Source organism: Campylobacter sp. IFREMER_LSEM_CL2101 (assembly GCF_025771825.1).
In the GTDB taxonomy this organism is placed as follows: Bacteria; Campylobacterota; Campylobacteria; order Campylobacterales; family Campylobacteraceae; genus Campylobacter_D; species Campylobacter_D lari_C.
In genome coordinates this window covers 1-25998 of sequence record NZ_JAKMQZ010000013.1, presented here as the reverse complement: position 1 = coordinate 25998, position 25998 = coordinate 1, and the positions used below count along the sequence as shown (strand labels likewise).

Sequence of the window (25998 nt, the reverse complement as noted above, 5' to 3'; positions counted from 1 at the left end):
GTGGAATTATTAAAAAAAGGAGGAGAATAGAGTGTGTTATGGTATGTGATAGGTAAATATAGAGGAGGGGTTGTGGATATTGGTTTATAATATGTGGTAAATTTTTAGAAAAAATAATGAGATATGAGTTGTTATAAAATGTAGAAAATTTATGTCAAATATAATGAAAACAATATCTTAAATATAGCTAATAAACAAGAAAACAAAAGAGAAAACCAACAATTAAAGATAAAATATGATTAGATAAATTTATATCAAAATGTATAAAGATAACAAATAGATTATCTTTTTTGTTTATTAAGAAGATTCACACTTAATAAAACAATAAAACTAAAAATTAAAAGTATGAGACTATAAATATGGGCTGTGACAAAATCTAAATTTTCCATACTTTCATATATAGCAATACTAGCTACTTTTGTTTCTCCGCTTAAAGAGCCACCTATCATTAATACTATACCAAACTCGCCCATAGTATGCGCAAAACTTATCACCAAAGCACTTAATATAGCTGGTTTGATACTAGGTAAGATTACTTTTAAAAGTGTGGTGAAAGAATTTTTTCCCAAAGAAAAACTAGCCTCTATAATATTTTTAGAAATCATAGACATTGCATTATATAAAGGATTAAACATAAAAGGTAAAGAATAAATACAACTTGCTATCACCAAACCTTCAAAGGTAAAAGCTAAAGTGATATTAAAATGTTTTTCTAAAAAATTACCAAAAAAAGAGTATTTTGAAAATAAAATCAATAAGTAAAAACCAACAACAGATGGTGGTAAAACTAAAGGTAAGGTTATTATGGTTTCTAGAATTTTTTTTGCTCTAAATTGCTTAAAAGTAAAAACCCAAGCAAGAGGTATGCAAAAACAAAACAAAATTATACAAGTAATAATAGAAAGCTTTATGGAAACTAAAAAAGGTGTCCAATCTATACTTAATAACAATTGTGTCATTATTAAAACTTTCTCAAGTCAAAAAAGACTTGAGATTATTTTCCTAAATTTGGCTCCATTTCTATAATTTTCCAAGGAAGTCCTTGAGTATTTAACTCATCCATAAAAGGTTTAGCATCAAATTCTTCCATGTTAAACACACCTTTTCCTTGCCAAATTCCTTTAGCGATTAGCTTTGTTCCTATCATTGCAGGAACTCCGGTAGTATAACTCACAGCTTGCGCTCCAGTTTCTTTAAAGCATTCTTCGTGATTACAAACATTGTAAATATAAACTTGTCTATCTTTTCCATTCTTTACACCACGAATTACACAACCTATATTAGTATAGCCTTTGGTGCGAGGGCCTAAACTAGCAGGATCAGGAAGTAATGTTTTTAAAAATTCTATTGGTATTATTTCTTTACCTTGATGCATAACAGGCTTAATACCTAGCATACCAACATTTTCAAGACATTTCATATGAGTTAAATAGCTTTGTCCAAAAGTCATAAAAAATCTTATTCTTTTTAAACCTTTGATATTTTTTACTAAACTTTCAAGCTCTTCATGATAAAGTAAATAACTATCCTTTACCCCTACTTCAGGATAATCCCACTCCATTTTTATTTCCATAGGTTCAGTTTCTATCCATTTTCCATTTTCCCAGTAACAACCTTTAGCAGAAACTTCTCTTAAGTTAATTTCAGGATTAAAATTAGTTGCAAAGGCATAGCCATGATCTCCAGCATTACAATCTAATATATCTATATAATGAATTTCATCAAACAAATTTTGCTGTGCATAAGCGCAAAATACATTAGTAACACCTGGATCAAAACCGCTACCTAAAAGTCCTAAAATTCCTGCTTGTTTAAACTTATCATTTCTTGCCCATTGTTCTTTATATTCAAATTTAGCTAAATCAGGATGTTCATAATTTGCAGTATCTACATAGTGGATATTAGTTTGAATACACGCATCCATTAAAGTAAGATCCTGATAAGGTAAAGCTACATTTAATAAAATTTCAGCTCCTGTTTTTTTGATAAGTTCTACAACAGCAGCAGTGTCATCTGCATCTATTTGCTCAGTTTGAATTTCTACATCTAAACGCTCTTTTATAAAAGCTGCTATTTCATCACATTTACTTTTGGTTCTACTTGCTAGAGTTATTTTACTAAAGACATCACTATTCATTGCACATTTTACAGTCGCAACACGGCTTACACCACCTGCACCTATAATCAAAAGATTTTTCATCATTTTTCCTTAAATTTTTTAGAAAATTGTAACAAAAAAACTTTATAAAGCATTGAAATAAAAAATAAAAAATAATTTTTATAATGTTTTTTTAAAATAAAACAAGTAAAATGATAGTTTTTTAAATTTTTTAAGGACACTTATGAATTTACAAAGTGTAGAACTTTCTTATCCTATTGTTATTACTTTTATTACCTATGCATTTTTAATGCTTTTTATAGGTTTTTACTTTTACAAAAAAAATCAAAACAGTAAAGATTATTTTGTTGGTAATGCCTCCATGGGACCGGTAATATCTGCCTTAAGTGCAGGTGCTTCTGATATGAGTAGTTGGCTTTTAATGGCTTTTCCTGGTGCTTTATATGCAGCTGGTTTAGGACAAATTTATATAGCTATAGGCTTAAGTTTTGGTATGTTTTTAAACTGGACTTTTGTTGCTAAAAGATTAAAGATTTTTTCTCAAATAGCCAAAGAATGCATTACAATTCCTGATTTTTTTGAAAGTCGCTTTCATGATGATAGACATATTTTAAGAAGCATTTGTGCAATAGTTATTTTAGTATTTTTTACTATTTACATTAGCGCTGGATTAGTAAGTGGTGCTAAGCTTTTTGAAAGTGTATTTAATTTATCTTATATTTTTGCCTTAAGCATTGGATTTTTAGTTATTGTTTTATATACTTTTTTAGGTGGTTATAAAGCCGTATGCTGGACTGATATGATTCAAGGACTCTTAATGATGAGTTCATTAATCATCATTCCTTTTGTGATGATTTTTGAACTTGGTGGCTTTGGCGAAGCCTTTTCTACTATAAATGATGTAAAGCCCCAAGCCTTTGGTTTAGACGGTGGGGGTTGGCTAGTCGTGGTATCAACCCTGGCATGGGGGCTTGGTTATTTTGGCCAACCTCACATTTTAATTCGCTTTATCTCTATAAAAAATGTAAAAGAAATTCCTACTGCAACTTTTATAGGCATAACTTGGATGGTGATTTCTTTATTTGGTGCTGCTATGATAGGATTTTTAGGTATTGCTTATATAGCTAAATTTAATCTTACTTTAAATGATCCTGAAAGAATATTTATTGTAATGTCTCAAGTGCTTTTTAACCCTTGGGTGGCAGGAATTTTACTCAGTGCGATTTTAGCAGCTATTATGAGTACTGCAAGTTCTCAACTACTAGTGTGTGCTTCTAGCTTGGTGCAAGATTTTTATACACAAATCTTAAAAAGAAAAACAAATGATAAAAATATTACTTTATTATCACGTCTAGGTGTTTTAGCTGTTGCTTGTGTAGCTTTTGTACTTTCACTTGATACGCAAAGTCAAATTTTAGGTATTGTTTCATATGCATGGGCAGGTTTTGGAGCTAGTTTTGGAAGTGTTATTTTATTTTCTTTATTTTATAAAAATATGAGTAAAGAAGGTGCGATAGCTGGAATGGTTAGTGGAGCTTTAACTGTTATATTTTATAAACATTTTGGTTCAAATTTTATAGCAATTTATGAAATCATCCCTGGATTTTTAGTTGCAAGTTGTTTTATTGTAATTTTTAGTATAATTTTTAAAGCAAAAAAACATACAATAAAACACTATGAAAAAATGTTAAAAGAAATTTAAATGTTTAAATCTTTTTTTTATTCAAAAAAATGGGCATTGTGGGCTTATTTGGGTTTGTTTTTTTTACTAGCTTCTTTACTTGCTCAAACTTCCATTAATGTTGCAATAAATGAATGGTATAAGGAATTTTATGATGTTTTACAAGATGCGAAAAATCATAGCATAGATGACTTTTATCATTTTATTAAACAATTTTTGTATCTAGCATTGCCTTATGTATTAATCGCTACTATCACACAATATTTTGGAAGTATTTATGCCTTTAAATGGCGTGAGGCTATGACTTTTGATTATATTAAATTTTGGCAAAAAAAAGATGACAACATAGAAGGTAGCTCACAAAGAATTCAAGAAGATATTTATAATTTTTCAAAAATCATAGAAAGCTTAGGATTGGCTTTTGTTAAGGCAATTATGACTTTAATTGCTTTTGTTCCGATTTTGTGGATGTTAAGTGCGCATGTTAATTTACCTATCTTAAAAGACATTAATGGCTCTTTAGTATGGATTGCATTTTTGGTTTCTTTAGGAGGTCTTGTTATATCATGGTTTGTTGGCATTAAATTACCTGGTCTTGAATATAATAATCAAAAAGCCGAAGCCGCTTTTAGAAAAGAACTTGTTTTTGCTGAAGATGATAGAAAAAATTATGCAAGCGATGAAAGTATTTTAAGTTTATTTACTGGACTTAAAATCAATTATAAAAGATTATTTTTGCATTATGGGTATTTTAATATATGGCTTTATTTATTTGAGCAAATCATGGTTATAGTGCCTTTTTTAATCATGGCTCCAAGCTTGTTTTTAGGACTTATACAACTTGGAATTATCATACAAGTTGGCAATGCTTTTGATCAAGTTAGATCTTCATTTAGTATTTTTATCACCAATTGGACAACTATCACACAGTTGCGTAGCATTTATAAACGTTTAGATGAATTTGAAAAAAATATTGAATATAGAAAACATAAATTAATTTAAAATATATCATTTATTTTAAGCTAATTTTATAGTTTTGATTTGATATAATTTTGCAAAAATTTTATTAAAGGAGTTTTTTTGGACCCCAGTCAATCTTTAGACTTAAATCAAACATTACCCGCTGTTGCCTCGATTGATGTAGGCTATTCTACTTTTATGATTCTTGTTGCATTAGCTTTAGTGCTTTTAAATGGATTTTTTGTTTTATCTGAATTTGCTATTGTTAAAGTGCGTAGATCAAAACTTGAAGAAATGGTAAAAGAAAAAAAACGTAATGCAAAAAAAGCTTTAGAAGTAACCTCAAAACTAGATACTTATTTAAGTGCTTGCCAACTTGGTATTACGCTAAGCTCTCTTGCTCTTGGTTGGATAGGCGAGCCTGCTATTGCTAAAATTCTTGAAGTTCCTTTGGCAAATTTAGGCTTAGCTCCGGCATTAATTCATACTATAGCATTTGTTATCGCTTTTGCTATTATCACATTATTACATGTTGTATTAGGTGAGTTAGTTCCAAAAAGTGTTGCTATAGCTATTGCAGATAAAGCTGTTTTATGGATTGCAAGACCATTGCATTTATTTTGGTTGCTTTTCTTACCTTTTATCAAAACATTTGACTTTTTAGCTGCAATTTCTTTAAAAGTTATAGGTATTAAACCTGCTAAAGAACATGAATTAAGCCACTCTGAAGAAGAAATTAAATTTATTGCGAGTGAAAGCCAAAAAGGTGGAGTTTTGGATGAGTTTGAAACTGAAATCATACGTAATGCTGTTGATTTTTCAGATACAGTAGCAAAAGAAATCATGACACCTAGAAAAGATATGATATGTCTTAACAAGCAAAAAAGCTATGAAGAAAATATGCAAATAGTTTGTCAGTACAAACACACACGCTTTCCATATATAGATGGTTCTAAAGATATCATTTTGGGTATGGTGCATATTAGAGACATCATGCAAAATGAACTTAGCAAAGATAAGAAAAATTTAGATGATTTTTTAATCAAAATGATCTTAGTTCCAGAAAATATCAGCATATCCAAAGTCCTTTTCATGATGAATAAAGAACAAGTACACACAGCATTAGTAGTAGATGAATATGGTGGCACAGCCGGTCTTTTAACCATGGAAGATATTATGGAGGAAATCGTTGGAGATATTAACGATGAGCATGATGATTCTAGTCCACATTTTAAAAAACTAGCAGAAAACATTTATGAATTTCAAGGAAGATATGAAATTAGTGAAGTAGAAGAAATGCTTGATATACGCTTTAATGAAGAACTAGAGCAAGTCACTATAGGTGGATATGTTTTCAATCTCTTAGGACGCTTACCGGTAGTTGGAGATAGAATAGAAGATGAATTCTGCTACTATGAAGTCAAAAAGATGGATGGAAATAGTATAGAACGCATTAAAGTTGTACGCAAAAATACTGATGAAGAAGAGTGATAAACTCTTCTTTTACTTTCATACAATCCTCAATCTTATCCATTCTAACCTACAAGGAAAATATATGCAATTACATGATGAAATTAGTCAATTTATGCAAGAATGCAAAAGTATTATGATATCTTCTTTAAATTTAAACAATCAAACAATATGCTCATACGCACCTATTATAAAAATTAAAAATGACTTTTATATTTATATTAGTGAAATTGCTGAACATTTTGAAGGAGTTAAACACAATAATAAAAACATAGAAATTATGTTTATAGAAGATGAAAAAGATTGCATGTCAATCTTTGCAAGAAAAAGACTTAAATTTAGAATAGAATGTGTAGAAATAACAAGAGATAATCAACTCTTTGAGCAAGTATTAAATACTTATGAAAATGAAAACAATAAAGAAGTGATTCAAGTCATTAAAAATATGAAAGATTTTCATTTATTTCAACTTATACTGAAAAATGGAAGATATGTTAAAGGTTTTGGAAAAGCATATGAAATTAATGAAGGAGTAATTAATTTAATTAATTCAAAGGGACACAAATAATTCAAGATGAGCAATAAGCTCATCTTGATAGATTAACCGTTTCTTTTTTTGATAATTTCTTCAGAAACATTTTTTGGAACTTCATCATAGTGATCAAATTCCATAGAATAAGTAGCACGGCCTTGAGTTTGACTTCTAAGATCGGTTGAGTAACCAAACATCTCAGCCAAAGGACAAAATGCTGTAATAATTTTATTACCACCTCTTTCATCCATTGAATTTACTTGACCACGGCGTTTATTTAAATCACCAATAACATCACCCATGTATTCTTCTGGAGTTTCAACTTCAACTTTCATCATAGGTTCTAAGATTACAGCACCTGCTTTTCTAGCGCCTTCTTTAAAGCCCATAGAAGCTGCAAGTTTAAACGCCATTTCAGAAGAATCCACTTCGTGGTAACTTCCATCATAAACAGTTACTTTAACATCTTCAACAGGATATCCTGCTAAAACACCGTTTTGCAATGCTTCTTGAACACCTTTATCAACTGCTGGAATATATTCTTTTGGAATTACCCCACCTTTGATATCATTTACAAACTCATAACCACTACCTGGCTCAAGTGGCTCAAGTCTTAAGAATACATGACCATACTGACCACGACCACCTGATTGTTTAGCGTATTTGTATTCTTGCTCAACTGTTTTTCTAATAGTTTCACGGTAAGCAACTTGAGGTTGACCAACTTCCGCTTCAACTTTAAACTCGCGAAGCATTCTATCAACGATAATTTCTAAGTGAAGCTCGCCCATACCTGAAATGATAGTTTGACCACTTTCTTCATCTGTAGAAACTCTAAAGCTTGGATCTTCTTGAGCTAATTTATTTAAAGCAATAGACATTTTTTCTTGATCTGCTTTTGTTTTAGGCTCAACAGCAACTGAAATAACAGGATCTGGAAAATCCATTCTTTCTAAAATAACCTTATCTTTTTCACTTGCTAAAGTATCACCAGTTAGTGTATCTTTAAGACCAACAACCGCTCCGATTTCTCCTGCGTATAAAGTTTTAATCTCTTCTCTTTTATTAGAGTGCATTTTCAAAAGTCGACCAATTCTTTCTTTTTTGTCTTTTGTTGAGTTGTACGCATAAGAACCACTTTCTAAACTTCCTCTATATACACGAACGAAAGTTAATTGTCCAACAAAAGGGTCGGTCATAATTTTAAATGCAAGACCTGCAAATTCACCATCATCAGTTGATTTTACAGAAACTTCTGTACCATCTTCATATTCACCTTTGATATTAGCAACTTCATCAGGAGCTGGTAAATAAGCAACAACAGCATCAAGCAATGGTTGAACACCTTTATTTTTAAAAGCTGTACCACAAAGCATAGGAACCATAGAAAGACTTAAACATCCTGCTTTAATGCCTGCTTTGATTTCTTCTTGAGTAAGTTCTTCACCGCCTAGATATTTTTCCATTAATTCATCGCTTGTTTCAGAAACCGCTTCTATCATTTTTGTGCGATATTCTTCAGCTTTTTCTTTAAGCTCAGCTGGAATTTCTTTTTCTACATAATCAGTCGGCTTGTTTTCATCTTCCCATACCAAAGCTTTCATGGTAATAAGATCAATTACACCTTTGAAATTATCTTCAGCACCAATTGGAATTTGAAGTGGAACTGGGTTGCCTTTTAAGCGATTTTTAATTTGCTCTTCTACATTAAAGAAATTCGCACCAATTCTGTCCATTTTATTTACAAAAACAATTCTTGGAACGCCATATTTATTAGCTTGTCTCCAAACAGTTTCTGATTGTGGTTGAACTCCACCTACTGAACAAAATACCGCAACAGCGCCATCTAAAACACGCATTGATCTTTCAACTTCGATTGTAAAGTCAACGTGGCCTGGAGTGTCTATAAGATTAATTTGGTGATTTTTCCAAAAACAAGTTGTAGCAGCAGAAGTAATTGTAATACCTCTTTCTTTTTCTTGTTCCATCCAGTCCATTGTAGCTGCACCATCATGCACCTCACCAATTTTATGACTCATACCTGTAAAGAAAAGAATTCTCTCACTAGTAGTTGTTTTACCAGCGTCAATGTGAGCTGCGATACCTATATTTCTAACTCTTTTTAAAGGAGTACTTCTTGACATGTTTTACTCCTCTTACCAGCGATAATGAGCAAATGCTTTATTAGCTTCTGCCATTTTATAAGTATCTTCTTTCTTCTTGAATGAAGCACCTTTACTATTAGCTGCATCTAATAATTCAGCTGCTAATTTTTCAATCATAGTTCTTTCACTTCTTTTTCTAGCAAAAGAAATAATCCATCTTATAGCTAAAGCTTGTTGTCTAGCTGGACGCACTTCTACTGGAACTTGATAAGTAGCACCACCAACACGACGAGATTTAACTTCTAATAAAGGCTTGATATTTTCAATAGCATCATTAAAAATTTCTATACCTTTTTTTTCTCCACCTTTTTTATCGATAGCTTCTAAAGCACCATACATAATAGTAGTAGCTGTGCTTTTTTTACCATCATACATTAAAGAATTAATGAATTTTGTGATTACTTTGTTTCCATAAATCGGATCTGGCAAGACTTCTCTTACCGGAGCTTTTCTTCTTCTCATAATTTTCCTTCAAATTTATAATTTTACTCAAACAAAATCAAATCTAACGGATTTGTCTGCAATCTTATTATTTAGCTGCTGCTTTAGGGCGTTTTGCACCATATTTAGAACGAGAAACAGTTCTTTTTGCAACACCTGCAGTATCTAAGGCACCACGAACAATGTGATACTTAACACCTGGTAAGTCTTTTACCCTACCACCACGCACTAAAACAATGCTGTGTTCTTGTAGGTTGTGACCTTCACCACCGATATAACTAATAACTTCAAAGCCACTTGTAAGTCTTACTTTGGCAACTTTTCTTAACGCTGAGTTTGGTTTTTTAGGAGTTGTTGTATAAACCCTAGTACAAACTCCCCTTCTTTGTGGGCAATTTTTAAGCGCTGGTGATTTAGATTTTTCTAAAACTTTTTTGCGCTCTTTTCTAACCAATTGATTTATGGTTGGCACAGTAATTCCTTTCATTAATAAAATAATAAACTTTGGATAATATCTAAATTTTACTTATAAAATTATAAACTATTAAGGTTTTCTTGGAGTTTTTCTAAAAACAAATAAATGTGATAAGCATCATTGCTGGCATGATTAACATTAATACTAAAAGGAATGAGAAATTTTTTATTTTCTTTTATAATCTTTCCACTTGTTATAATAGGAAAGAAATATTGCTCTTTTTTTGGCAAGTGTAAAGAAAAATTTTCAAAAGCTATCCAAGGAATAGCAGAAATATTAAAAAGATTATCTATAGGTTCTTTTAAAAACATACTTTTATTGCTTTTTAATAATTGTTTATCCTCTTCATATAAAGATAAAAAATCATTTAAATTTTCTTTATAGAAAGTCCAAAGAACAGAAAAAGTTTTAGAGTCCTTATGAAAAATAGTATAAGAAGGATGGATAACATCATAACATATCAGCTGTTTGTTTTGATCTAAACTAAATTTAAAATTATCAAAAGCGTTTATACTTTTACTAATAGTGTGGATAAAACAAGGATAGAATTCATAATTATTGTTTTTAATAAAATAATAAAAAGAACTAATATCTAATTTAACAGTAATTTCAAACGAGCAAGGGATATTTTGAGTATAAAAATTAAAATGTTCTTTTCTTTTATATTGTTCCAAATCAATTATTTTAAACATAAAATACTTTAAAAATCCTAGCAAAATTGCTAGGATTGAAAATTAATTTTGTTGTTTAAGTTTTAAATTTTGATCCCCATAAAGACCTGTACCAACAGGAATCATACGACCTAAGATTACATTTTCTTTTAGATCTTCAAGATAGTCAAATTTACCTGCAATACTTGCTTCTGTTAAAACTTTTGTTGTTTCTTGGAATGAAGCAGCTGAAATCACACTATCACTTCCAATAGCTGCTCTTGTAACCCCAAGCAATACAGGTTCAGCCACAGCAGGTTCACCGCCATATCTTAAAATTCTTTCATTTTCTTCTCTGAATTTTCTTCTTGAAACCAAATCACCTACAATAAAGTTTGTATGACCGCTATCAACAATTTTTACTTGTCTTAGCATTTGCGATACGATGATTTCAATATGCTTATCAGAAATCACAACACCTTGACCACGATAAACTTGCTGAATTTCAGAGATAAGATAATAATGCAATGCTTTTTCACCTAAAATTCTAAGTACATCATGGCTTGAAATAACTCCATCGGTTAATTTCTCACCCGCATGGATAAATTCACCATCTCTTACTTGAATGCGTTTTGATTTATCAATTAAATACTCTGCACTACTTCCATCTTCTGCTTGGATAATGATTCTTTCTTTTGATCTTAAAGGTTTATCAAATCTAACAACCCCGTCAATTTCAGCCACAACAGCAGTATTTTTTGGCTTTCTTGCTTCAAATAATTCAGATACCCTTGGAAGACCTCCAGTAATATCTTTTGACTTAGCCGCTGCCTTTGGAGTTTTAGCTAGGATATCAGCTTGTTTAACCTTGTCGCCATCATTTACATAAATAACAGTTTTTGGCTCTAGTTGATAACGCACTACTTTATCATTTTCACCTATGATTAATAATGCTGGACGCACTCCACTTGGTAAATACTCATTAATAACAAGTGATCTTTTACCTGTTGCTTCATCAATTTGCTCATCAGCACTATAACCTGATTCAATATCCTCAAAGTTAATTGTACCTGCAACTTCTGCAATTACAGTATTATTATACGCATCCCATTCAGCAATGATAGTTTTATCTTCTTTACTTGATTTTGCTATGATGGTTTTAGGATTATCTACAAAAGCACTATCGTCAAATTCAATCACAGATTCTCTTGGTATATAATGTCTTTTTGCTTCTCTATCATTTTCATCAGCAATAACAACAAAAACACCTTTTTCTTTAACTACATCACCTTTTTTAAGATTTCTAATTCTATCTAAACCGTCCCCTTTAAGCATATAAAACTTCAAGGTACCTTTTGCACCAGCTATAATATCTTGAGTGATAGGATCACCATCTTTTACTAGCAACTCACTCGCATAAGGAATACGATTTGGTATATTCCAACCCTCTTTGATTACTTCTACAATACTTTCATTTTCAGCTACTTCAGCACCATCGCTATATGGAATATATAATTTACCTTCAATATTACCACTTACACCCGCAAGCTCGTTAGCTTTTGCTAAGTCATATTTTCTTAATATAAACTTAGCTTCATTGTTTTTCGCTTTAACACTAACCACTACATCTTCATATGCATGTTCAATATGGATAGTTCCTTTAAATGGAGCTTTGATTTTTGGCTCAACAAGTAAAATAGCAGCATTACGATGATTTGCAACGATAGTTTTATCCTGTCTATCTTCATAGGTATTAAGATTATAAAATCTTACAAAACCTTCTTTGTGTGCTACTACTTGACGATCTTGCAAATCTGTACTAGCAGTACCACCACTGTGGAAAGTTCTTAGCGTAAGTTGTGTTCCTGGCTCCCCGATTGATTGAGCAGATATAATACCTACAGCCTCACCTGGCTTAACTAATTTGCCTTCACCTAGGTTAATACCATAGCATTTAGAACATACGCCTTTTTTAGCTTTACAAGTAATAGGAGTTCTAATGCTTACACTCTTTACTCCACTTTCAACGATAATTCTAGCTTTTTCTTCATCTACTAAAGTACCTTCTGAGAATAAAATCTCATTAGTAATAGAATCAATAATATTTTCAGCTAAAACTCTTCCTAAAATTCTTTCTTCTAAGGTTTCAATTACAACACCATCTGCGGTGATTTCATTAATCTCAACACCCTCATGTGCGCCACAATCTTCCATTGTAACTTTTACATTTTGAGCTACATCGATAAGTTTTCTTGTCAAATAACCTGCATTTGCTGTTTTTAACGCTGTATCTGCAAGACCTTTTCTAGCACCGTGAGTTGAAATAAAATATTCAAGAACGTTTAATCCTTCACGGAAGTTTGAAATAATCGGTGTTTCAATAATAGAACCATCAGGTTTAGCCATAAGACCCCTCATCGCAGCAAGCTGTGAAATTTGAGCTGCTGAACCCCTAGCACCAGAATCTGCCATCATATAAATAGAGTTAAACCCTTCTTTGTCTTTTTTAATTAACTCCATCATATCTTTTGATAAGACATTATTAGTGCTTTTCCAAATATCAATAATCTTATTATATCTTTCGCCCGAAGTAATCAAACCTAAATTATATGAATTTTGGATTTCTCTTACTTGTTTTTTAGCTTCTTCTATACTTTTTTGCTTTTGATCAGGCACAATAATATCAGCAATTGAAATAGAAATACCCGCTTTTGTTGCATATTCAAAACCAAGATCTTTTAATTTATCTAAAAAGCTAGCACTTACTTCAAGGCCACCTTCTTTATAAACATAATCAACCAAAGCTGCAATATCTTTTTTCTTCATGACTTTATTCCACATATTTTCAGGAACAAAATCAGGTAAGATAGACTTAATGATTAATCTTCCCGCAGTTGTTGTGATTTTTCTACCATCAACCACACTTCTAATGCTTGCATGAATATCTAAAGATTTTGCTTCTAGAGCAATCATAACCTCTTCAATACCTGTGCAAATTTTATGCTCACCCTTAGCACCATCTTTTTCTAAAGACAGATAATAAATCCCCAAAACCATATCTTGAGAAGGTACAGTCACAGAACGACCACTTGCTGGAAGCAAGATATTCATAGATGAGAGCATTAATACTTTACACTCAGCTATTGCTTCTTGCGATAAAGGCACATGCACAGCCATTTGGTCCCCGTCAAAGTCAGCATTAAATGCCGCACACACTAATGGATGAAGTTGAATTGCCTTGCCCTCTACAAGCACAGGATGGAAAGCTTGGATGGAAAGCTTATGCAAGGTTGGAGCACGGTTAAGCATTACAGGATGACCTTTAACAACCTCTTCTAAGCACTCCCAAACCTCATTAGTTTTGTTTTCTATCATTTTTTTAGCTTGTTTTACAGTGGTAGCATAACCTTTTTCTTCAAGTTTAGCTAATAAGTGTGGCTTAAATAATTCTAAAGCCATTTTTTTAGGTAAACCACATTGATCCATTCTAAGTTTTGGCCCAACAACAATAACACTACGACCTGAGAAATCCACCCTTTTACCAAGTAGATTTTGTCTGAAACGACCTTGTTTTCCTTTGATGATTTCACTTAAAGATTTTAACGGACGTTTATTTGCACCTTTAACCGCATTTGCTCTTCTACCATTATCAAATAAAGCATCAACTGCTTCTTGAAGCATTCTTTTTTCATTTCTAATGATAATTTCAGGTGCATCAAGCTCCATAAGTCTTTTTAAACGCGTATTTCTATTGATAACTCTTCTGTATAAATCATTCACATCAGAAACTGCAAATTTTCCACCATCTAAAGCTACTAAAGGTCTTAAATCAGGTGGTAATACAGGTAAATTTGTAATCATCATCCACTCAGGACGATTAGGTACCACTTCATCAATATTTGTATTGCTATTTAAATTGCTATTTAAGAAATTTTCTACCACTTTTAAACGTTTAATGATAGTTTTTTTCTTTGCTTCTGAATTAGTTGCTGCAATATCTTCTTTTAGTTTATTTAAAAGCTCAACAAGATCTAAATTTGCTAGCAAATCTCTAACAACTTCACCACCCATTCTAGCTTTAAATCCACTACTTTCATAGCGTTGCATTAAATTTAAATATTGCTCTTCATTTAATACATCACAAAATTCAACTTTTTTAGTATTTTCATTATCGTAGTAAGCATCACCTGGATTTTCTACTATATATGCTTCATAATACAATACGCGTTCTAAATCTTTCATCTTTACACCAAGCAAAGTACCGATACGACTTGGTAAAGAATTTACATACCAAATATGTGCCACCGGTGTAACTAGCTCGATATGTCCCATTCTTGAACGACGCACTTTAGAACTAGTAACTTCAACACCACATTTTTCACACTTAATGCCTTTGAAGCGCATTTTTTTATATTTACCACAAAGACATTCATAATCTCTTACTGGTCCAAAAATTTTAGCACAAAAAAGCCCGTCTCTTTCAGGCTTTAAGGTTCTATAATTAATCGTTTCTGGTTTTTTTACTTCCCCATAAGACCACGATTTGATTTTTTCAGGACTTGCAAGTCTTAATTGAAAAGCTTCAAAGTCTCTAGGTCTGCCATCTTCTTTTATTTCGATAGGTTTAAATTTACTCATTATTCTCATCCTTATCAAAAATCTCAACATCTAAAGCAAGAGATTTTAATTCATTTGTAAGTACAAAGAATGTTTCTGGAATACCTGTTGCTGGAACATTCTCACCTTTTGTTAAAGCTTTATAAGCACTAAATCTACCTTCAACATCATCAGATTTTATGGTTAACATTTCTCTTAAAGTATGAGCCGCTCCATAAGCTTCAAGAGCCCAAACCTCCATCTCACCAAATCTTTGCCCACCAAATAAAGCCTTACCACCAACTGGTTGTTGTGTTACAAGACTATAAGGTCCAGTACTTCTTGCGTGAACTTTTTCATCTACTAAGTGATGTAATTTAAGCATATACATACATCCAACATGTACACGCTCTGCCATTTTTTCGCCAGTTCTTCCATCATAAAGTTCGCTTTTTCCATCCATAGCTATTTTAGCCATTTCAAAAAGCTTACCAAATTCTTCAACCGTTACACCCTCAAATACAGGAGTAGCAAATTTTACCCCTTTAGCCCAATCTCTAGCATAAGAAATAAGTTGCTCATCATTTAAAGTTTGCACAAATTTCTTTTCTAGCTCAAGTCTAGATACACTACAAATTTCAAGAATTTTTTCGCGTAATTCTTTTACAAAATCTTTTTGTTTTCTATCAAAAATTTCTTGAATTTGATCACCTAGTCTCATACCAACAATCCCTAGGTGACTTTCAAGAATTTGCCCTATATTCATACGGCTTGGAACCCCTAGAGGATTTAAAGCTATATCAATAGGTCTTCCATCAGGTAAATATGGCATATCAACTTCTGGAACGATATTAGATACAATACCTTTATTTCCATGGCGCCCTGCCATTTTATCCCCAACTTTTAATTTTCTCTTAGTCGCGATATATACTTTAACAAGTTTAACTACTCCACTTGGTAAAATATCATCTTTTTCTAAAATTTCTAATTTTTCATCATGTTCTGTTTTAAGTTTTTTCTTCTCATTTTGGAAATGATTTTTTAAATCATCATATTCTTTTTGCACTTCTTTAGAATAAGCTTTAACTAAAGAATTTAATGCAAAACGATTGATTTTTTCTAATTCTGTAATTTCTACTTTGGAACCTTTTTTATATTTAACACCATTTATTTCTTCATCTGAATTTAAAGGCGACTTAGAAAGCAAAGAACAAACCCTTAAAGTTTCTTCTCTATCCATCATTAAAAGTCTATCATGATGTTCTTTTTCAAGGTTTAATTTTTCATCATCATAAGCTTTTATAGCACGCGCATCTTTTTCATAACCTTTTTTAGTAAAGATTTTCACATCTACAACAACACCTTCTAATGAAGCAGTTGCATATAAAGATTTATTTACAACATGTCCTGCTTTTTCGCCAAAAATAGCTCTTAATAATCTTTCTTCAGGTGTAGGTTTTACTTCACCTTTAGGAGAAACTTTACCTACTAAAATCATGCCAGGCTTAATATGAGTTCCTATTTTAGCAATACCACTCTCATCAAGATGTGCTAAATCCTCTTCTTTTACATTTGGAATATCTTTTGTAATTTCTTCTACGCCATCTTTAAGTTCTCTAGCCTCTACTTCTTTTTCATAAATATGAACGCTAGTAAAAGTATCTTCACGTAAAATTTTCTCACTAATTACAATAGCATCTTCATAGTTATACCCATGCCATGGCATAAATGCGATTAAAGCATTTTTACCAATAGCAAGTTCGCCTTGATCCATACTTGGACCATCTGCAATGATTTGACCTGCTTGAACAAATTCACCTTTTTTAACAATCGGATGTTGAATAAAAGTTGTATTTTGGTTAGTTCTTAGATTTTTTTCCATTTTGTAATGATCAATAAATGGTCCATTTTCATCTTCACCCAAAATGAAAATATTTTTATTATCAACCTTTTCTACAATCCCTGCTCTTTTAGCTTTAATAGCTTCCCAAGCATCACGCGCAATGATTTTTTCCATACCAGTACCTACTATAGGTGCTTGCGCAGTTAGTAAAGGCACTGCTTGACGTTGCATGTTTGAACCCATCAAAGCTCTGTTTGCATCATCATGCTCTAAGAATGGAATCAAAGATGCTGCAACCCCTACTATCATACCCGAACAAAGGTCAATCAAATGCACTTCTTCTCTTCTTGCTAAGATTGTTTCACCATCTTGTCTTGCTTCAACAAATTCTTCAACAATATTACTTTTTTCATCAATTTTAGTTGAAGCTGCTGCGATCACTAAACCTTCTTCTTGAGTAGCGGTTAAATAAACGATTTCATTGCTTACTTTACCATTTTCTACTTTCTTATAAGGTGCTTCAACAAAACCTAGATCATTTACTTTAGCATAAGTTGAAAGTGTATTAATCAAACCGATATTTTGACCTTCTGGAGTTTCAACAGGACAAATTCTTCCATAATGTGTTGCGTGGACATCACGCACCTCAAATCCTGCTCTTTCTTTTACTAAACCACCCTCACCAAGTGCAGATAAACGGCGCTTATGAGTTACTTCACTCAATGGGTTTGTTTGATCCATAAATTGAGATAATTGACCACCAGTAAAAAATTCCATAATGGTTACAGTAATTGTTTTAGGATTGATCAAATCATAAGGCATTACTTTGTCAATATCTGCATTTAAAGCCGTAAATTTATCTCTAATAGATTTTTGCATTTTAGCAAGACCTACATGAAGTTCATTCGCTAAAAGCTCTCCGATTGATCTAATACGACGATTACCCAAGTGATCTCTATCATCGATATGGCCTCTACCATTTTTTACTTTAATTAAATATTTTGCAGTTTTTACTATATCTTCATTAGTTAAAACTGTAACGTATTCAGGCGTATCCAAGCCTAACTTATGGTTCATTTTCATACGACCAACTTTTGTTAGGTCATATCTTTCAGGATTGAAAAATAAATCATTCACAAAAGCTTTTGCAGCATCTTTTACTACAGGCTCACCTGGTCTCATCACTTTATAAATTCTAATAGCTGCTAAATCATTTTCATCTTCTATATTTTCTGTTTGTTTTAATAATTTTAAAGTTTCATTATCTTGAATAAAAGAATTAATAATAGCAGCATCTACTCCATTAGCTAAATCGTTTGCAATATCAAACTGTTTTTCTTCTTTAATTTTTGCTAATTTTCCTTCATCTAATAGTGTTAAAGAATCATATAAAACTTCACCGGTTTCTTTATTAATGATAGGATTAGCCAAATATCTATTTGTTAAAATTTCAACTGGATATTCAACCCACTTAACACCATCTTTTACAAGCTGTTCAGCCTTTTTCTTTGTCATTCTTTTACCAGCTTGATGAATTACATTACCTTTTTCATCTTTTAAGTCATATTCAACTCTATCTAAAAAGTCATTTGGATTAAATTCGGTTAAGAATTTATCTTTTTTTACATGAATAGTTTGTATAGGGTAGAATAATTTTATAATATCTTGTTTTTTATAACCAAGTGCTCTAAATAAAATTGTAATAGGCACTTTTCTTCTTTTATTGATACGTACATAAAGTACATCTTTAGCATCATATTCAAAATAAAGCCAAGAACCACGATCTGGTATAATTTGAGCTGTATATACTAATTTATTTGCAACAGTAGAACTTTCTTCTTCTTTGAAGATAACACCTGGACTTCTATGAAGTTGATTAACTACAACCCTTTCTACTCCATTGATAATAAAAGAAATTCTATCTGTCATTAAAGGAATTTCTCTAATATAAATTTCTTGTTCTTTAATATCTTTTATACCAATTTTTTCACCCGTTTTTTCATCTTTTTCATGTAAAGTTAAACGGATTTTCATTTTTAAATTTACAGAATAAGTCAAACCTCTTTCCATACACTCTCTAATGGTATATTTAGGCTTACCTACTTCACTACTTACATATTCTAAACTTAATCTATTTTGCGGATCATGGATTGGAAAGATAGATTTAAATACTTTTTCAATTCCGCTTTCTGAATTTTTTGCATCTAAATTTAAAAAATAATCAAAACTCTTTTTTTGTAATTGTAATAAATTTGGAATGTCTATTTGTTGTGGAACATTCGAGAAGTCTATTCTTAAACGATTTCCTGATTGTGAATTTAACATATTATTATACCCCATGGTAAAAGTATTGAAAGAAAGAATCCTTAATTAAAGGAAAACAAGAAAGGATATATAATCCTTTCTTTTAAAAAACAAAAAATTATTTAAGCTCAACCTTAGCGCCAGCTTCTTCAAGTTGTTTTTTAGCTTCTTCAGCTTCAGCTTTGCTAACACCTTCTTTAAGAACTGATGGAGTTTGCTCAACTGCGTCTTTTGCTTCTTTTAATCCAAGACCAGTTAATGCACGAACAACTTTAATTACGTTGATTTTTTTATCACCACCATCTTGTAATACGATATCAAATTCAGTTTTTTCTTCAGCAGCACCGCCAGCAGCACCTGCAACAGCAGCACCTGCAACCATAACTGGAGCAGCAGAAACACCAAATTTTTCTTCAAATTCTTTTACTAATTCTGAAAGCTCAAGAACACTTAGGTTAGAAATAAATTCTAATACATCTTCTTTAGTAATTGCCATTTTTTATCCTTTTTATAATTTTATTCAGCTTCTTTTTTTTCTTTTAATGCATTTAATCCAATTGTGAAATTGGTAATTGGTGCATTCCAAACTTGCAAAAGCATAGCAAGTAATTCATTGCGAGAAGGCATTTTAGCTAAAGCTTTAACTTTATCCACAGAAGCAACTTCGCCTTCGATAAATGCAGTTTTGATCTCAAATGCTTGATTAGCTTCGCTAAATTTATCAGCAACTTTTGAAACATTTAATTGGTCTTCACCCCAAAGATAAATATTAGTATCTTTAAGTTCCATTCCATCTTTGCCGGCATTTTTAAGAGCAATACTTGCTAAAGTATTTTTAATAATTTGAACTTTAACATCCATTTCTCTCGCATTATTTCTTAACTCTTCAAGTTTTTTAGTGTTTAAACCCTTATAGTTACAAACTACAACAGCTTCACTAGCTTTAAAACCTTCTTCAAGTTTAGAAACAAGTTCAACTTTTTGGCTTTTAGTCATCTTTACTCCTTTCCGACCGGTGATTTCAAGCAGAGCAGAAAATCTAATTAAGTCCTAGGACCTCGGCTATCTCCAATCTAAGATAAAAATTAGATAAAATAAAAGTTATTATCTTATCTAATTTTTATTAATGAGAGTAAAACTCTCATTAATTTTATTTTGTATCAAGTAATTCTTGAGTATCAAGAGAAAGAGAAGGACTCATAGTTAAAGAAAGACTAGCGTTTTTAATATATCTTCCTTTTGCAGCGGCTGGTTTGTGTTTATTAATAGCTTTTACAAATGCTGTCATATTTTCTTTTAATTGCTCTTGAGTAAAGCTAACTTTACCTAAACCTGCATGGATATTTCCTTGTTTATCAACACGGAAGTTAACTTGACCATTTTTAGCATTATTCACAGCTTGTGCAACATCCATTGTCACAGTACCTGTTTTAGGATTTGGCATTAGCCCTTTAGGTCCTAAAATACGACCTACTTTACCAACTAAACCCATCAAATTTGGAGTAGCAATTAAAACATCAAAATTCATATTTCCTTTTTGAATTTCTTCTACTAAATCATCACTACCAACTATATCAGCACCTGCATTTTTTGCCTCATCAGCTTTTGCATCTTTTGCTATAACAGCAACACGCACTTTTTTACCTGTACCACAAGGTAAAACTACACTGCCTCTTACCATTTGATCTGCATGTCTTGGATCAACATTTAATTTTAAAGCAATTTCAACTGTTTCATCAAATTTAGCAGAAGCAAGAGTTTTAACTGTGCTTATTGCTTCATCCATTAAGTAATTTTTATTTGAATCAATTTTTTTTAATAATTCTGTAAATCTTTTAGTATTTTTAGACATTAATTTTTCTCCGCATTTTATATAAAGTGCTACCGCCTTTTTAAACTCTTGGCGGTAAAGAGTATTAATCTACGATTTCAACACCCATAGAACGAGCAGAACCCATAATAATCTTAGCAGCTTGCTCTCTATCTTTTGTGTTCATATCAGCTATTTTTTTATCAACAATTTCTAAAACTTGTGCTTTAGTTAATTTACCTACTTTGTTTTTTAAAGGGTTGTCCGCACCTTTAGAAATACCTGCAGCTTTTTTGATTAAATCTGTAGCTGGTGGTTGTTTTGTGATAAATGTAAAGCTTTTATCTGCATAAACAGTAATAACAACTGGAATATTAAAACCAGCCATATCTTTTGTTCTTTCATTAAATGCTTTACAAAATTCCATAATATTAACACCTTGTTGACCCAAAGCAGGACCAACTGGAGGTGATGGATTAGCCTTAGTAGCAGCTATTTGTAATTTTATTTCTCCTACGACTTTTTTAGCCATAACCTTTCTCCTTTACTTGCTATATTATCAAACTATTTTTTCAACTTGAGAGTATAAGATCTCTACTGGAGTTGATCTACCAAATATTGAAACATTTAGCTTTAAAACTCCTCTAACCATATCATATTCTTCTACAATACCTACAAAGTTTGCAAAAGGACCTTCGGTTATTCTTACACTTTCTTCTTTATCAAATGAAATTTTAGGTTTAGGTGCTGCTTTATTTTTCACCTTTTCTAAAATAAGATTGATATCTTTTTCACTCAATGGGGTTGGTTTTTTACTTTCCCCTATAAAACGACCAACCTTTGGCAAAGATTGAATTTTATGCCAAAGTTCTGTTGATAAGTCAATATTGGCAAATACATAGCCTGAATATAAACTTCTTTCGCTTATTTTTTCTTTACCATTTTTAAATTCAATCACATCTTCAGTTGGAACAATCACTTCTAGCAATTGCTCTTGAATTCCATGATCTCTAACTAAATTTTCTATGGCTCTTTTTACAGCCATTTCACTACCTGCATAAGTCTGAATTGCATACCATTTATGATTCATTATTTTATCCTATAATCTTAGATAATGAAAACGACATAATCAAGTCAACCAATGCTAAAAATAATGAAACAACAGTAACAACTACAAAAACTGTAATATAAGCATTTCTAACTTGCTCTTTCAAAGGCCAAATAACTTTTGATAATTCAGCTTTTGACAATTTAAAATAAGTTATTAGTTTTTCCATATTTTACCTTATTTTGTGGCAGGGCAAGAGGGATTCGAACCCCCAACCATCGGATTTGGAATCCGGCGCTCTACCGTTGGAGCTATTGCCCTAAGGGCTTTTATATAAAAGCCTTAACTTTTTAATTTAACTTCTTTATGAACTGTATGTTTTTTTAATCTTGGGCAATATTTTTTTAATTCTAATTTTTCAGTTGTATTTTTACTATTTTTAAAAGTACTGTAATTAATATCACCGCACTCTTCACATTTCAAGCCAACTTTAATTCTCATTTTTATTCCTTAAAAAGCGAGATAAAATCTCGCTTATGATTATTTAATAATTTTAGATACAACACCTGAACCAACAGTACGGCCACCTTCACGGATAGCAAAACGAGTACCTTCTTCAAGTGCAACTGGTGCAATAAGACTTACAGTAATTCTAACATTCTCACCTGGCATAACCATTTCAACGCCTTCTGCAAGTTGGATAGAACCAGTAACATCTGTTGTTCTTACATAGAACTGTGGTCTATAGTTATTAAAGAATGGAGTATGACGACCACCTTCATCTTTATTTAAAATATAAACTTCTGCTTCAAAGTCAGTATGTGGAGTAATTGATTTTGGCTTAGCAAGAACCATACCACGAAGAACATCTTCTTTTTTAGTACCACGTAGAAGAACACCTACGTTATCACCTGCTTCACCTTGATCCATTTCTTTTCTAAACATTTCAACACCAGTTACTGTAGTGCTTTGTGTTTCTCTAATACCAACGATTTCAATAGTGTCACCAACTTTAACAACACCTTTTTCAATTCTACCAGTAACAACTGTACCACGACCTGAAATTGAGAATACATCTTCAATTGGCATTAAGAAATCTTTATCTGTATCACGAGCTGGAGTTGGGATATACTCATCAACTGCTGCCATAAGATCTAGGATTTTTTTAGACCATTCACCATCTTGTCCAGCTTTTGCTTCTTCAAGAGCTTGTAAAGCAGAACCTGAAATAATTGGAGTGTCATCTCCTGGGAAGTCATAAGAACTTAATAGTTCTCTAATTTCCATTTCAACTAATTCTAATAATTCAGCATCATCAACCATATCAGCTTTGTTCATGAAAACAACGATATATGGTACACCTACTTGACGAGAAAGTAAGATGTGCTCTCTAGTTTGTGGCATTGGGCCATCTGCAGCAGAAACAACAAGAATAGCACCGTCCATTTGAGCAGCACCAGTAATCATATTTTTAACATAGTCAGCGTGACCTGGGCAGTCTACGTGAGCATAGTGACGATTTTCTGTTTCATACTCAATGTGAGAAGTTGCAATAGTAATACCACGCTCTTTTTCTTCAGGAGCATTGTCGATATTATCATAATCTTTAAGCTCAGCCAAACCTCTTCTTGAAAGAACAGCAGAGATAGCAGCTGTTAAAGTAGTTTTACCGTGGTCAACGTGACCAATAGTACCAATATTTACGTGAGGCTTATTACGTGAAAATTTTTCTTTAGCCATCTTTTTCCTCCATATAAAATTTACAAACAAATACTAATTTATGTTTTATAATCTTTTGAAATCAATGGAGCTCATAGCGGGACTTGAACCCGCGACCTCTCCCTTACCAAGGGAGTGCTCTACCTCTGAGCCATACGAGCGCTCAGAAAAATTAAAAACATAAATTATAAATTTTGGAAATTTGAAACTGCTAGAAATTCTGAATTTAAAAACAGCTCCCAGTTTCACTCTACCAAAATTAGGTTGGAGCGGGAAACGGGACTCGAACCCGCGACCCTCAGCTTGGAAGGCTGATGCTCTAGCCAACTGAGCTACTCCCGCAAAGCAATGGTGGTGAGTCGTGGATTCGAACCACGGAAGGCGAAAGCCAGCAGATTTACAGTCTGCCCTCGTTGGCCACTTGAGTAACTCACCATGAATAAAAATGCTTTTTATTTCTGGTCAAACACTGCTATTAACAATGGAGCTGGTTAAGGGACTTGAACCCCCGACCTGCTGCTTACAAGGCAGCTGCTCTACCAACTGAGCTAAACCAGCAAAAAATAAAGTTGAATTATAATGTAATTTTGAATTAATGTCAAGTGTTTTAAATAATTTTGTATAATTTTTTAAAAAAATAAAGGATTAAATATGAAAATTTTATTTTCACCTAGTGAAAGCAAAAGTAAAACAAACACACAAACTTGTATAAATGAAAACTCTTTTGTTTTTAGTAATTTATATAGCAAAAGACTAGAAGTGCTTACAAAATATAAAAATCATATAAAACAATGCAGTGAAAGCAAACTTGAAAAGTTTTTTGGTATAAAAGATAAAAACGAAATGCAAGAGCTAGCTCAAGATATTATAATAAAAGACACAATTAAAGCTATCCAAAGATACAATGGAGTTGCTTTTGATTATTTAGATTATGAGAGTTTGGATGAAATAGCTAAAAAATACATAGATGAGAATGTTTTGATTTTTTCTAATCTTTTTGGTCCTATTTTAGCAAAAGATTTAATACCTTATTACAAATTAAAGCAAGGAGAGAAAATCAAAGAGTTTAATATAGAAAAATTTTATAAAGATAATTTTTCTGATGAAATTGATAAATTTTTAGAAAATGAACTGATAATTGATCTTAGAGCTAAATTTTATGAAAAATTTTATACTATTAAAAAGCCTTTTTTAACTTTCACTTTTTTAAAAAAATCCAAGAGTTTAAGTCATTTTGCAAAGGCTTATAGGGGTAAAATGCTAAGAATACTAGCAAATAAAAATATACATAGCAAAGAAGCTTTGCTTGAAAATCTACCTAATGAATTAAAAATAAAAGAAATTAAAATACAAGGATTAAAAGAAGAGATAATTTTAGATATAGTAAGCTAAGCCTTTTGGCTTAGCTTTTATAATTAGAATTTGTATAGAGCTTCAAGTCTGATGAATTGATCTTTAATATCATCTACATTAGCAGTATTAAAATCTTCAGTTAAGTAAGAATAGAATCCACTAAATGTAAGTTTTGGACTATAAGCATAAGATACTCTTGCGATGTATTCGTTTTTATCTATATCTTTAGCTCCATGACTTAATTCAGTTGTACCACCAACATAATCAAATCCTACTCTTAGTGTTTCAGCAAAAGTATAGCCTAAACCTGCAAAATAGAAGAAGTTTTCACCTGTGTCACCTGTTAATCTACTTCCATGAGAATAGAAAATTTGCTCACCTGGAGCTATAACTTGACCTTTATCTTCTAATACAACTACGCTACCTTTATCTTTTTCACCATAACCAACTACACCTGCTTGAAAATCAAAAGCATAGATATTTGCTTGAATTTGTCCAGCATAGAAATTACCATTATCTAAGCCTAATTTTTCTTTGTCGCTATCTAGGCTATTTCCTAAGTATTGAGCTTGGATTTTGAAATTAGCATCGTTAAATGCAAATTTATAACTAGCATCTACTGCATATAAGAATGCCCAGTTGTTTGAATAAGCAGCCCATACTTGGAATGCAAATGGATCAAAGTCACCTAATACAGCAGCACCGTATAGTGATGATTTAGCTAGAGTTACTGGGCTAGTAACAGCATCATACTCTGCACCATCATAAGCTATAATTGTTTTACCTATAGAAGTATCACCATCATCTTTCCAGTTGAAAGCGTCAAACCAGT

The 25998-nt window shown here is 31.8% G+C and carries 22 protein-coding genes and 5 tRNA genes; 5 read left to right on the top strand and 22 right to left on the bottom strand.

Annotated elements, in window-relative coordinates:
- Positions 1 to 281: 281 nt before the first annotated feature.
- A complete protein-coding gene (gene modB, locus L8V88_RS07365; protein ID WP_263727395.1) occupies positions 282 to 959 on the bottom strand; it encodes a molybdate ABC transporter permease subunit in 678 nt (225 codons plus the stop codon).
- A gap of 35 nt (positions 960 to 994) precedes the next feature.
- On the bottom strand, positions 995 to 2200 hold the full coding sequence (locus L8V88_RS07360) for a saccharopine dehydrogenase family protein (protein WP_263727394.1): 1206 nt from the start codon (positions 2198 to 2200) through the stop codon (positions 995 to 997).
- Between the two features lie 142 nt (positions 2201 to 2342).
- On the opposite strand from L8V88_RS07360, the gene putP reads away from it, so the two are divergent.
- From putP to L8V88_RS07340, 4 genes are all read left to right on the top strand, one after another.
- The gene (gene putP, locus L8V88_RS07355) at positions 2343 to 3821 is read left to right on the top strand and encodes a sodium/proline symporter PutP (RefSeq protein ID WP_263727393.1); all 1479 of its coding nucleotides are present in this window, start codon (positions 2343 to 2345) and stop codon (positions 3819 to 3821) included.
- On the top strand, positions 3822 to 4802 hold the full coding sequence (locus L8V88_RS07350) for a putative transporter (protein WP_039668130.1): 981 nt from the start codon (positions 3822 to 3824) through the stop codon (positions 4800 to 4802).
- A gap of 78 nt (positions 4803 to 4880) precedes the next feature.
- Positions 4881 to 6251 (top strand): hemolysin family protein, encoded by a 1371-nt coding sequence (locus L8V88_RS07345; protein WP_263675622.1) that lies wholly within the window; start codon positions 4881 to 4883, stop codon positions 6249 to 6251.
- Between the two features lie 64 nt (positions 6252 to 6315).
- Complete coding sequence (locus L8V88_RS07340; protein ID WP_263727392.1) at positions 6316 to 6798, top strand: pyridoxamine 5'-phosphate oxidase family protein; 483 nt, start codon at positions 6316 to 6318, stop codon at positions 6796 to 6798.
- A 32-nt stretch (positions 6799 to 6830) separates the two neighbouring features.
- Here the strand turns inward: L8V88_RS07340 and fusA are convergent, their stop codons facing one another.
- The 19 genes from fusA to L8V88_RS07245 form a co-directional block, all read right to left on the bottom strand.
- Positions 6831 to 8906, bottom strand: a complete 2076-nt coding sequence (gene fusA / locus L8V88_RS07335) for an elongation factor G (RefSeq protein ID WP_039617755.1) — start codon at positions 8904 to 8906, stop codon at positions 6831 to 6833.
- A gap of 12 nt (positions 8907 to 8918) precedes the next feature.
- Entirely contained in the window at positions 8919 to 9389 is a 471-nt protein-coding gene (gene rpsG / locus L8V88_RS07330) for a 30S ribosomal protein S7 (RefSeq protein WP_012661188.1), read from the bottom strand.
- 67 nt (positions 9390 to 9456) lie between these two features.
- Positions 9457 to 9840, bottom strand: a complete 384-nt coding sequence (rpsL, locus tag L8V88_RS07325; protein ID WP_012661187.1) for a 30S ribosomal protein S12 — start codon at positions 9838 to 9840, stop codon at positions 9457 to 9459.
- Between the two features lie 62 nt (positions 9841 to 9902).
- Complete coding sequence (locus L8V88_RS07320) at positions 9903 to 10535, bottom strand: CatA-like O-acetyltransferase (RefSeq protein WP_263727391.1); 633 nt, start codon at positions 10533 to 10535, stop codon at positions 9903 to 9905.
- Positions 10536 to 10577: 42 nt separating this feature from the next.
- Positions 10578 to 15131 (bottom strand): DNA-directed RNA polymerase subunit beta', encoded by a 4554-nt coding sequence (rpoC, locus tag L8V88_RS07315; RefSeq protein WP_263727390.1) that lies wholly within the window; start codon positions 15129 to 15131, stop codon positions 10578 to 10580.
- Positions 15124 to 19257 (bottom strand): DNA-directed RNA polymerase subunit beta, encoded by a 4134-nt coding sequence (gene rpoB, locus L8V88_RS07310; RefSeq protein WP_263727389.1) that lies wholly within the window; start codon positions 19255 to 19257, stop codon positions 15124 to 15126. Before rpoB ends, rpoC begins: the two co-directional genes overlap by 8 nt.
- A gap of 97 nt (positions 19258 to 19354) precedes the next feature.
- Positions 19355 to 19732, bottom strand: coding sequence for a 50S ribosomal protein L7/L12 (rplL, locus tag L8V88_RS07305; RefSeq protein WP_012661184.1), 378 nt, complete (start codon positions 19730 to 19732; stop codon positions 19355 to 19357).
- A 20-nt stretch (positions 19733 to 19752) separates the two neighbouring features.
- The gene (rplJ, locus tag L8V88_RS07300; RefSeq protein WP_039617749.1) at positions 19753 to 20232 is read right to left on the bottom strand and encodes a 50S ribosomal protein L10; all 480 of its coding nucleotides are present in this window, start codon (positions 20230 to 20232) and stop codon (positions 19753 to 19755) included.
- 154 nt (positions 20233 to 20386) lie between these two features.
- Positions 20387 to 21088 (bottom strand): 50S ribosomal protein L1, encoded by a 702-nt coding sequence (gene rplA / locus L8V88_RS07295; protein ID WP_039617747.1) that lies wholly within the window; start codon positions 21086 to 21088, stop codon positions 20387 to 20389.
- Between the two features lie 64 nt (positions 21089 to 21152).
- The gene (rplK, locus tag L8V88_RS07290) at positions 21153 to 21578 is read right to left on the bottom strand and encodes a 50S ribosomal protein L11 (protein ID WP_012661181.1); all 426 of its coding nucleotides are present in this window, start codon (positions 21576 to 21578) and stop codon (positions 21153 to 21155) included.
- 27 nt (positions 21579 to 21605) lie between these two features.
- On the bottom strand, positions 21606 to 22139 hold the full coding sequence (gene nusG, locus L8V88_RS07285; RefSeq protein WP_087684660.1) for a transcription termination/antitermination protein NusG: 534 nt from the start codon (positions 22137 to 22139) through the stop codon (positions 21606 to 21608).
- A gap of 1 nt (position 22140) precedes the next feature.
- Positions 22141 to 22323, bottom strand: a complete 183-nt coding sequence (gene secE, locus L8V88_RS07280) for a preprotein translocase subunit SecE (RefSeq protein ID WP_039617745.1) — start codon at positions 22321 to 22323, stop codon at positions 22141 to 22143.
- A 16-nt stretch (positions 22324 to 22339) separates the two neighbouring features.
- A tRNA-Trp gene (locus L8V88_RS07275) sits at positions 22340 to 22415 on the bottom strand.
- 21 nt (positions 22416 to 22436) lie between these two features.
- The gene (rpmG, locus tag L8V88_RS07270; protein WP_039617743.1) at positions 22437 to 22595 is read right to left on the bottom strand and encodes a 50S ribosomal protein L33; all 159 of its coding nucleotides are present in this window, start codon (positions 22593 to 22595) and stop codon (positions 22437 to 22439) included.
- A 39-nt stretch (positions 22596 to 22634) separates the two neighbouring features.
- On the bottom strand, positions 22635 to 23834 hold the full coding sequence (gene tuf, locus L8V88_RS07265) for an elongation factor Tu (RefSeq protein ID WP_039617742.1): 1200 nt from the start codon (positions 23832 to 23834) through the stop codon (positions 22635 to 22637).
- Between the two features lie 65 nt (positions 23835 to 23899).
- A tRNA-Thr gene (locus L8V88_RS07260) sits at positions 23900 to 23974 on the bottom strand.
- Between the two features lie 104 nt (positions 23975 to 24078).
- A tRNA-Gly gene (locus L8V88_RS07255) sits at positions 24079 to 24155 on the bottom strand.
- Between the two features lie 7 nt (positions 24156 to 24162).
- Positions 24163 to 24248, bottom strand: a tRNA-Tyr gene (locus tag L8V88_RS07250).
- A gap of 47 nt (positions 24249 to 24295) precedes the next feature.
- Positions 24296 to 24371: transfer RNA gene (locus tag L8V88_RS07245), tRNA-Thr, on the bottom strand.
- 93 nt (positions 24372 to 24464) lie between these two features.
- On the opposite strand from L8V88_RS07245, the gene L8V88_RS07240 reads away from it, so the two are divergent.
- Complete coding sequence (locus L8V88_RS07240) at positions 24465 to 25205, top strand: YaaA family protein (RefSeq protein ID WP_263727388.1); 741 nt, start codon at positions 24465 to 24467, stop codon at positions 25203 to 25205.
- A gap of 23 nt (positions 25206 to 25228) precedes the next feature.
- Here the strand turns inward: L8V88_RS07240 and L8V88_RS07235 are convergent.
- Positions 25229 to 25998, bottom strand: a 770-nt coding sequence (locus tag L8V88_RS07235) for a major outer membrane protein (protein WP_263727387.1), incomplete at its 5' end; no start/stop codon positions are given.